This is a genomic window from Streptomyces malachitofuscus, from assembly GCF_055571035.1.
Window position 1 is genome coordinate 359,880 of sequence record NZ_JBVIGA010000006.1, and the last position, 9,133, is coordinate 369,012.

The window sequence follows — 9,133 nt, forward strand, 5'->3', positions numbered from 1 at the left end:
GCCGTGACCAGCACAGCCGCTACGGCACCTGCCGCACCCAAAGCCAAGCGGGACCGCACGCACTATCTCTACATCGCGGTGATCATCGCGGTCGCCCTCGGTATCGCCGTCGGTCTGATCGCACCCGACTTCGCGACCGAGCTGAAGCCGCTCGGCACCGGATTCGTGAACCTGATCAAGATGATGATCTCGCCGATCATCTTCTGCACCATCGTGCTGGGCATCGGCTCCGTGCGGAAGGCCGCCAAGGTCGGCGCCGTCGGCGGTATCGCGCTCGGCTACTTCCTGGTGATGTCGGTCGTCGCCCTCGCCATCGGTCTGATCGTCGGCAACATCCTGGACCCGGGCACGGGCCTCGCCGTGACCGACGCCGTCAAGGAGACCGGCCAGGCGCAGGTCGACGCGGAGGCCAAGAGCACCGTCGACTTCCTGATGGGCATCATCCCGACCACGATCGTCTCCGCCTTCACCGCGGGCGAGGTCCTGCAGACCCTGCTGATCGCGCTGCTCTGCGGCTTCGCCCTGCAGGCCATGGGCTCCGCCGGTCAGCCCGTGCTGCGCGGCATCGAGCACATCCAGCGGCTGGTCTTCCGCGTCCTGGCGATGATCATGTGGGCGGCGCCGGTCGGCGCCTTCGGCGCCATCGCGGCGGTCACCGGCTCGGCCGGCGTCGACGCGCTCAAGAGCCTGGCCGTGCTGATGCTCGGCTTCTACGTCACCTGCGTCCTGTTCATCTTCCTGGTGCTGGGCACGATGCTGCGCGTCATCGCAGGGGTGAACGTCTTCTCGCTCTTCAAGTACCTGGGCCGTGAGTTCCTGCTGATCCTGTCGACCTCCTCCTCGGAGTCGGCGCTGCCGCGCCTCATCGCGAAGATGGAGCACCTGGGCGTCAGCAAGCCGGTGGTCGGCATCACCGTCCCGACCGGCTACTCGTTCAACCTCGACGGCACCATGATCTACATGACCATGGCCTCGCTGTTCATCGCCGATGCCATGGGCACCCCGATGTCGATCGGCGAGCAGATCCCGCTGCTGCTCTTCCTGCTGGTCGCCTCGAAGGGCGCCGCCGGTGTCTCCGGCGCGGGTCTGGCCACGCTGGCCGGCGGTCTGCAGTCGCACAAGCCCGCCCTGGTGGACGGCATCGGCCTCATCGTCGGCATCGACCGCTTCATGAGCGAGGCCCGTGCCCTGACCAACTTCGCGGGCAACGCCATCGCCACCGTCCTCATCGGTACCTGGACCAAGGAGATCGACCGGGACCGGGTGGACGAGGTCCTCACCGGCCGTGCCCCGTTCGACGAGCAGACGCTCCTCGACGACCACGACGGCGCGGACGACGCCGACGGCTCCCACGCCGAGCCGGCCCAGCCGGGCGGCGAGAAGGAGCTGGCCAAGGCCTGACGGCCGGTACCGCTCCCCGCGGACCCCGGGCGGCCGGGCGCTCCCCCGTAGCCCTGCCGCCCGGCACCGGAGGCCCGGCACACGCTGCCGGGCCTCCCCCCACGGCCGAGCGGCCGGGCTCCTTCCCCCGTGAGACCGGCCGCTCGGCCCTTCCCGTCCGTCGGCCTTCCCCTGACGCCGACGTCAAGGCTTACGTTCGTCGGTATGCGAATCGGCGAGCTGGCCGCACGGGCCGGGACCACCACCCGGACGCTGCGGTACTACGAGTCACGCGGGCTGCTGCCGGCCCGGCGGGCCACCAACGGCTACCGGACCTACGACGAGGGCGACCTGAAGCTGCTGCGGCAGATCCGCACACTCCAGGACTTCGGGTTCGACCTGGAGGAGGCCCGCCCCTTCGTGGAGTGTCTGCGCGCCGGGCACCCCGAGGGCGACTCGTGTCCCGCCTCGCTCCAGGTCTACCGGCGCAAGCTGGACGAGCTCGACGCGCTCATCGGTGAGCTGCGGACGGTGCGGGAGAAGGTCGGGGAGCAGCTGGCGCGGGCCGAGCGGGCCCGGGATGAGCTGGCCGCCGACGCGGCGGTTCCGGGAGGTCCGGAGCCGGGGTGCGAACTGGGAGGGGAGCTGCGGTGAGAGGTGTGCCCGAGGTGACCGACGCGGACTTCGGACGAGAGGTGCTCGGGGCGGAACTGCCCGTGCTGGTGGAGTTCACGGCCGACTGGTGCCCGCCGTGCCGGCAGATGGCCCCGGTGCTCCGCGCGCTGGCCGCCGAGGAGGAGGGCCGGCTGAAGGTCGTCCAGCTGAACGTGGACGCCAATCCCGATACGACCAACGCGTACAAGGTGCTGTCGATGCCGACCTTCATGGTGTTCCGCGACGGCGAGCCGCTGCGGTCGATGGTGGGGGCCAGGCCCGGACGGCGGCTGCGCCAGGAGCTGGAAGAAGTGCTCTGACCTGCGGTCCGGACACGAATAAACCCCCGGGCAATTGCGTCCGGGGGTTTTCCTTGCGTATATTCATTGGTTCGCGACTTCGCACGGAGGAAGGCGCGGTGAAGTTCAGTGAGCACAGTATATGCGGGCGGGAGCGGAATTGTCAAACACCGAATTTCCGGACGATGAATTGCGGCAGGAACAGGAATTCATCGACGGACTGTACGCACGCGTGGACGTCCTGCGCGGTGACGCCGAGGCCGGCGTCACGGACGCGCTCGCGCAGGGCCACACCCCCCGGCAGGCCAGGCTGGAGCGGGACATCCTGGTCGCCGAGCGCTCCGGGCTGCTCGCCGCGCTGAACGCGGTGGACGGCTCCCTCTGCTTCGGCCGGATCGACCTCGCCTCGGGCGGGACCCACCACATCGGCCGCATCGGACTGCGCGCCGACGACGCGGAGCGCACCCCGGTCCTCATCGACTGGCGCGCCCGGGTCGCCCGCCCCTTCTACCTGGCCACCGGGCACACCACGATGGGGCTCAGGCGCCGCCGGCACATCGCCACCGAGGGGCGCAGGGTCACCGCCCTGCACGACGAGATCCTCGACCTCGGCGACGAGACCCGCACCGGACACGAGGACCCCACCGGCGACGCCGTCCTGCTCGCCGCCCTCGACTCCGCGCGCACCGGACGCATGGGCGACATCGTGCGCACCATCCAGGCCGACCAGGACCGCATCATCCGCGCACCGCACCGCGGGGTCATGGTCGTCGAGGGCGGCCCCGGCACCGGCAAGACCGCCGTGGCCCTGCACCGCGCCGCGTTCCTGCTCTACGAGCACCGCGAGCTGCTGGCCCGCCGCGCCGTCCTGATCGTCGGCCCCAACCCGGCGTTCCTCGGCTACATCGGCGAGGTGCTCCCGAGCCTCGGCGAGACCGGGGTGCTGCTGGCCACCGTCGGCGAGCTGTACCCCGGCGTGAGGACCACCCGCACGGACACCCCCGAGGCCGCCGCCGTCAAGGGCGCGGCGCGGATGGCCGACGTCCTCGCCGACGTCGTACGCGACCGGCAGGTGCTGCCCGATCCGGTGATCGCGATCGAGCACGACCGCGAGATCCTCATGCTGGACGACGGCCTGGTCAACGTCGCCCGGGAACGCACCCGCGCCGCCAAGCTGCCGCACAACGTGGCCCGGGAGCACTTCGAGGGCCACATCCTCAACGCGCTCACCGACATGGTCGCCGAACGCATCGGCACCGACCCCTACGACGGCAGCAACCTGCTCGATCCCAGCGACATCACCCAGATCCGCGACGAGCTCGCCGAGAACCCCGAGGTCTGGTCCGCCATCGACCGGCTGTGGCCACGGATCACCCCGGAGCGTCTGATCGCCGACTTCCTCGCCGCCCCCGAGGGGCATCTGCCCGAGGAGGAAGCCGCCGCGATCCGCCGCCCCGTCACCCGGCACTGGACCGTCTCCGACGTGCCCCTGCTCGACGAGGCCGCCGAACTCCTCGGCGAGGACGACCGGCTCGCCCGCGAGCGCGCCGAACGCGAGCGGCAGCGGCAGATCGCCTACGCCCAGGGCGTGCTGGACGTCTCCTACGCCTCCCGCACCTTCGAGTTCGAGGACAAGGAGGACGACGACCCCGACTCCTCCGAGGTGCTGTCCGCGCACGACATCATCGACGCGGAACGCTTCGCCGAACGGCACGAGGAGGACGACCACCGCAGCGCCGCCGAGCGCGCCGCCGCCGACCGCACATGGGCGTTCGGGCACATCATCGTCGACGAGGCGCAGGAACTCTCCCCGATGGCCTGGCGGCTGCTCATGCGCCGCAGCCCCACCCGCTCGATGACCCTGGTCGGCGACCCGGCGCAGACCTCGGAGGCGGGTGGGGTCGGCTCCTGGGCGGACATCCTCACCCCCTACGTCGAGGACCGCTGGGAACACACCCGGCTCGGCGTCAACTACCGCACCCCGGCCGAGATCATGGACGTCGCCCCCGCGGTGGTGCGTGCCGAGCACCCCGGCTTCGAGCCGCCCGGCTCGGTACGGAGTACCGGCGTACGCCCCTGGGCCCGCGCCACCGACGACCTGCCCGGCGCCGCCGCCAAGGCCGTCGCGGAGCTCACCCCCGCCGAGGGGCGCCTCGCCGTCATCGCCCCGCGGGAGCTGCACAGGCCGCTGGCCGCGCGGCTGGACGGCGTCACGGCCGGGGCCGAGCCGGATCTGACCCACGACGTCGTCCTGCTCGACCCGCGCCAGGCCAAGGGGCTGGAGTTCGACTCGGTCCTCGTGGTGGAACCGGGCCGCTACGGCACCAGCGACCTGTACGTGGCGCTCACCCGCGCCACCCAGCGGCTCGGCGTCCTGCACACCGAGCCGCTGCCGGAGCCGCTGGCCGAGGCCCTGGGCTGAGCCGGAGCCCGGAACTCAGGCCGGGCGCAGCCACACCGTCGCCAGGGGCGGCAGGGTCAGCCGGATGCTCGCCGGGTAGCCGTGCCACCCCTGCGGCTCCGGCTTGACCGGGTCAGGGGTCGTGATGTCACCGCCGCCGTAGCGGCCGGCGTCGGTGTTCACGGCCTCGTGCCAGGCGGGAACGTCGTCGGGCACCCCGATCCGGTAGTCCTGCCGGACCACCGGCGCGAAGTGGGACACCGCGAGCAGCGGAGAGCCGTCCGCGTCGTACCGCAGGAAGGCGAACACGTTGTCCTCGGCGGCGTCCCCGGTCACCCACCGGAAACCGGACGGCTCGGTGTCGCCCTGCCACAGCGCCGGGGTGTTCCGGTAGACGGTGTTGAGGTCGCGCACCAGGTCGCGCACCCCGCGGTGGTCGGCCTCGGCACCGTAGTGCGGGTCCAGCAGCCACCAGTCGGGGCCGTGCGCCTCCGACCACTCCGCTCCCTGCGCGAACTCCTGCCCCATGAAGAGCAGCTGCTTGCCGGGGTGGGCCCACATGAACGCCAGATAGGCGCGCAGGTTCGCACGCTGCTGCCACCAGTCGCCGGGCATCTTCGACACCAGGGACCGCTTGCCGTGCACCACCTCGTCGTGGGAGATCGGCAGCACGTAGTTCTCGCTGTAGGCGTACACCATCGAGAACGTCATCTCGCCGTGGTGGTGGCGGCGGTGCACCGGGTCGTGGCTCATGTACTGCAGCGAGTCGTGCATCCATCCCATGTTCCACTTCAGCCCGAACCCCAGCCCGCCGAAGCCGCTCGGGCCCTTGTGATGGGTGGCCCGGGTGACGCCGTCCCAGGCCGTGGACTCCTCCGCGATCGTCACGACCCCCGGCACCCTGCGGTACACGGTGGCGTTCATCTCCTGCAGGAACGCCACCGCGTCCAGGTTCTCCCGGCCGCCGTGCTCGTTCGGCGTCCACTGGCCCGGCTCGCGCGAGTAGTCCAGGTAGAGCATCGAGGCGACGGCGTCCACCCGCAGCCCGTCGATGTGGAACTCCTCACACCAGTACAGGGCATTGGCCACCAGGAAGTTGCGCACCTCGCGCCGGCCGAAGTCGAACTCCAGGGTGCCCCAGTCGGGGTGCGCGGCCCGCAGCGGATCCTCGTGCTCGTACAGCGGCCGGCCGTCGAACTCCGCCAGCGCCCACTCGTCGCGCGGGAAGTGCGCGGGCACCCAGTCCATCAGCACCCCGATGCCGGCCCGGTGCAGGGCGTCGACCAGGTACCGGAAGTCGTCGGGGGTGCCGAGCCGGGCCGTGGGCGCGTAGAACCCGGTGACCTGGTAGCCCCAGGAGCCGCCGAAGGGATGCTCGGCGACCGGCATCAGCTCGACATGGGTGAAGCCGAGGTCCTTGACGTAGGCGGGGAGCTGCTCGGCCAGCTGACGGTACGTCAGTCCCGGTCGCCATGACGGCAGATGAACCTCGTACACGGAGAACGGCGCCCGGTGCGCGGGCTCCTCCGCCCGCCGCTCCAGCCACTGAGCGTCGCCCCACTCGTACGCCGAGGAGGTGATGACCGACGACGTCGCCGGCGGCACCTCCGTGCGGCGGGCCAGCGGGTCGGCGCGCAGGGTACGGGAACCGTCGGGGCGGGTGATCTCGAACTTGTACAGCTCGCCCTCACCGATCCCCGGCACGAACAGCTCCCACACCCCGGTCGAGCCCAGCGACCGCATGGGGAAGCCGGTGCCGTCCCAGAAGTTGAAGGAGCCCGCCACCCGCACGCCGCGCGCGTTCGGCGCCCACACCGAGAAGCGGGTGCCGGTGACGTCCTGGTGCGTCATCGGGTGCGCGCCCAGCACCGTCCACAGCTCCTCGTGCCGGCCCTCGCCGATCAGATGCAGATCGAGCTCGCCGAGCGTCGGCAGGAAGCGGTAGGCGTCCTCGGTCTCCTGGACCGTCCCCTCGTACGTCACCAGCAGCCGGTACGCCGGGACCTCCCGCAGCGGCAGCAGTCCCGAGAAGAACCCGTCACCGTCGTCGTGCAACTCGACGGTCAGTCCCCCGGAGAGCACGGTCACCGCCTGGGCGTACGGCCGGAACACCCGGAAGACGACCCCGCCGGGCACCGGATGCGCGCCGAGCACGGAGTGCGGGGCGTGATGGGTGCCGTTCAGCAGCCGCTCACGGTCGGCCGCGTCCACGGCGGGGGAGACCGCGATCTCCATCTCGGGCGGGGCGGACTGCGTCACCGCGGTCGCCGGGGCGACGGCCGTCCTCTCCGGCTCGGCCTTCCTCGGGGCCTTCGTCGCGCCCTTCGGCACCGGGCTCCCGGCGCCCGTCCTCCCGGCTGCCTTCTTCGCCGCCTTCTTCGTCGCCTTCTTCACCGTCGTCTTCTCGGTCGCCGCCTTCTTGGCCGTGGCCTTCGCCGCCGCGGCGCTCTTCTTCGCCGGGGTCTTCTTCGCGCTGTCCTTCTTCACGGCTGCCTTCTTCCGTGCGGGCGCCGGCGGCTCGGTGCGCCGCTGCTCGGCCGGCTGCTCCGGATGCGAACCGCTGGACTCGGGGCGGGGGGTCACGGGCGAAGCCTCCTGGGCGAAGGTCGGACGGTCAGGTCAGGTCGGCCGCGGCGAGCCGGTGCACCGCGGCCATCGGAACGGGGAGCCAGTCGGGGCGGTGCCGGGCCTCGTAGACCGCCTCGTAGACCGCCTTGTCGGTCTCGCACGCCCGCAGCAGCACCGGTTCCGTGCGCGGATCCCGGCCCGCGGCCTCCGCGTACCCGGAGCAGTACGCCGCCCGGCAGTGCTCGGCCCACTCCGGCTGCGGCGGGTCCACCGAACGCGCCGCGTAGTCGAAGGAGCGCAGCATGCCGGCGACGTCGCGCACCGCCGGCTGCGGCATCCGCCGTTCGGCCAGCGGCCGGGCCGGCTCCCCCTCGAAGTCGATCAGCGACCACTCCCCCGCCGGGGAGCGCAGACACTGCCCGAGGTGCAGATCGCCGTGCACCCGCTGGGCCGTCCAGGTGCGGCCCTCGGCGGCCAGGTCGTCCAGCGCCGTGTACGCGGAACGGAGCCCGTCCGCGTACGGCCGCAGCGTCGGCACCGCGTGCACCGCCGCCTCCAGCCGCTCCCGCATGCCGTCGACCATGGAGCGGAGCTGGGTGTGGCCGAGCGTGACCGTCGGCAGCGCGCGGGCCAGCGCGGTGTGCACCTCGGCGGTGGCCCGCCCCAGGGCCCGCGCCTCGGCGACGAAGTCCTCGCCCTTGGCGAGCTCCCGCAGCGCCAGTTCCCAGCCGTCCGTCGCGCCCTGCACGAACGGCTGCAGCACCCCGAGGACGTACGGCTCGGCCGAGGGCGGCGGACCGGGGGAGGCGTCCGGGTCCGCGACCAGCCAGGCCGTCGGGGGCGGCACCCGGGGGCAGCCCTCCCGGGCCAGCGCCAGCGGCAGCTCCAAATCGGGGTTGATGCCGGGCACGACCCGGCGCAACAGTTTCAGAATGAACGTATCTCCGTAGACGACCGACGAGTTCGACTGCTCGGCGGTCATCAGGCGCGGTACCAGGCCGGGGCGGATCTCCTGGTGCGGGTCCCGCTCGAAGCGAAGCCCGCCGATCCGGGCCTGGGTGCGCAGGGCCTCCAGGAGCAGTTCGGCGGGCCGGGTGTCGTGCAGGGCCTCGTAGACCGTCCGTCCGGCCAGCGGGCCCCGGGTCACATGACCGATCAGCGCGGGCGCCAGCCGGGGCGGCAGCGCCTCGCGCACGCCTATGAGCAGCTGGTAGCAGTCGCCGGGCCACTCGTGGCCGCCGTGGCCGGGCTGGAGCGGCTGGTGGGCGCGCACCAGCAGGTGGTACAGGCCCAGCTTGGCGGTGGGCGGCAACAGTTCGGTGGCCGCGACCAGGTCGAACCCGGTGACCGGACGGCCCTTGCCCGCGAACCAGCGCTGCCGCGGCAGCCACTCCCTCAGCAGCGGATCCAGTGACGCAAGGAGGCCGGGCGGTGTCGTGACGGTGCGTGTGACGGCTTCCGACATGGCGTCGCGTCCTTTCCCCTCTTTCGGCGCGCCGCAGGGGGCGCCGCCGGTGGGCGGGGTGTTACTGATGCGTGCCCAGGGCGAGCCGGTGAAAACCGCCCCGCCCCGGGTTCTACGCGGCGTCCTTGCGGAGCCGGAACCAGTAGAAGCCGTGCCCCCCGAGGGTCAGCAGATACGGCAGCTCGCCGACGGCCGGGAAGCGCACCCCGCCGAACAGCTCGACCGGGTGCCGCCCCTCGAAGGCGCTGAGATCCAGCTCCGTGGGCTGTGCGAAGCGTGAGAAGTTGTTCACGCAGAGCACCAGGTCGTCCTCGTACTCGCGCAGGAAGGCGAGGACCGCGGGGTTGGAGGAGGGCAGCTCGGTGT

Annotated in this window: 7 protein-coding genes; 4 read left to right on the plus strand and 3 right to left on the minus strand. The window is 72.0% G+C overall.

The genetic code is table 11. The features are described from left to right. The first annotated feature begins 3 nt into the window (after window positions 1-3). From ACZ44S_RS12045 to ACZ44S_RS12060, 4 genes are all read left to right on the plus strand, one after another. Entirely contained in the window at window positions 4-1,401 is a 1,398-nt protein-coding gene (locus ACZ44S_RS12045) for a cation:dicarboxylate symporter family transporter (protein WP_466927438.1), read from the plus strand. A gap of 204 nt (window positions 1,402-1,605) precedes the next feature. Continuing rightward, window positions 1,606-2,034 (plus strand): MerR family transcriptional regulator, encoded by a 429-nt coding sequence (locus ACZ44S_RS12050; protein WP_466927441.1) that lies wholly within the window; start codon window positions 1,606-1,608, stop codon window positions 2,032-2,034. Further along, a complete protein-coding gene (locus ACZ44S_RS12055) occupies window positions 2,031-2,354 on the plus strand; it encodes a thioredoxin family protein (RefSeq protein WP_466927443.1) in 324 nt (107 codons plus the stop codon). Before ACZ44S_RS12050 ends, ACZ44S_RS12055 begins: the two co-directional genes overlap by 4 nt. Before the next feature lie 121 nt (window positions 2,355-2,475). Continuing rightward, window positions 2,476-4,755 carry a HelD family protein gene (locus ACZ44S_RS12060; protein WP_466927446.1) on the plus strand — a complete coding sequence of 760 codons (2,280 nt, stop codon included), beginning with the start codon at window positions 2,476-2,478 and terminating at the stop codon, window positions 4,753-4,755. Between the two features lie 15 nt (window positions 4,756-4,770). Here ACZ44S_RS12060 and glgB read toward each other — a convergent pair whose 3' ends face one another. The 3 genes from glgB to ACZ44S_RS12075 all read right to left on the minus strand — a co-directional run. Beyond that, a complete protein-coding gene (gene glgB, locus ACZ44S_RS12065; protein WP_466927449.1) occupies window positions 4,771-7,317 on the minus strand; it encodes a 1,4-alpha-glucan branching enzyme in 2,547 nt (848 codons plus the stop codon). Between the two features lie 31 nt (window positions 7,318-7,348). Then, window positions 7,349-8,767, minus strand: coding sequence for a maltokinase N-terminal cap-like domain-containing protein (locus ACZ44S_RS12070; protein ID WP_466927452.1), 1,419 nt, complete (start codon window positions 8,765-8,767; stop codon window positions 7,349-7,351). 112 nt (window positions 8,768-8,879) lie between these two features. Next, window positions 8,880-9,133, minus strand: a 254-nt coding sequence (locus ACZ44S_RS12075) for an alpha-glucosidase C-terminal domain-containing protein (RefSeq protein ID WP_356080066.1), incomplete at its 5' end; no start/stop codon positions are given.

Excerpts from the sequence above, each read along its gene's own strand:
- ACZ44S_RS12050 (WP_466927441.1), top strand. The coding sequence starts at position 1,606 with ATGCGAATCGGCGAGCTGGCCGCACGGGCCGGGACCACCACCCGGACG.
- ACZ44S_RS12070 (WP_466927452.1), bottom strand. The coding sequence starts at position 8,767 with ATGTCGGAAGCCGTCACACGCACCGTCACGACACCGCCCGGCCTCCTT.
- ACZ44S_RS12060 (WP_466927446.1), top strand. The coding sequence starts at position 2,476 with ATGCGGGCGGGAGCGGAATTGTCAAACACCGAATTTCCGGACGATGAA.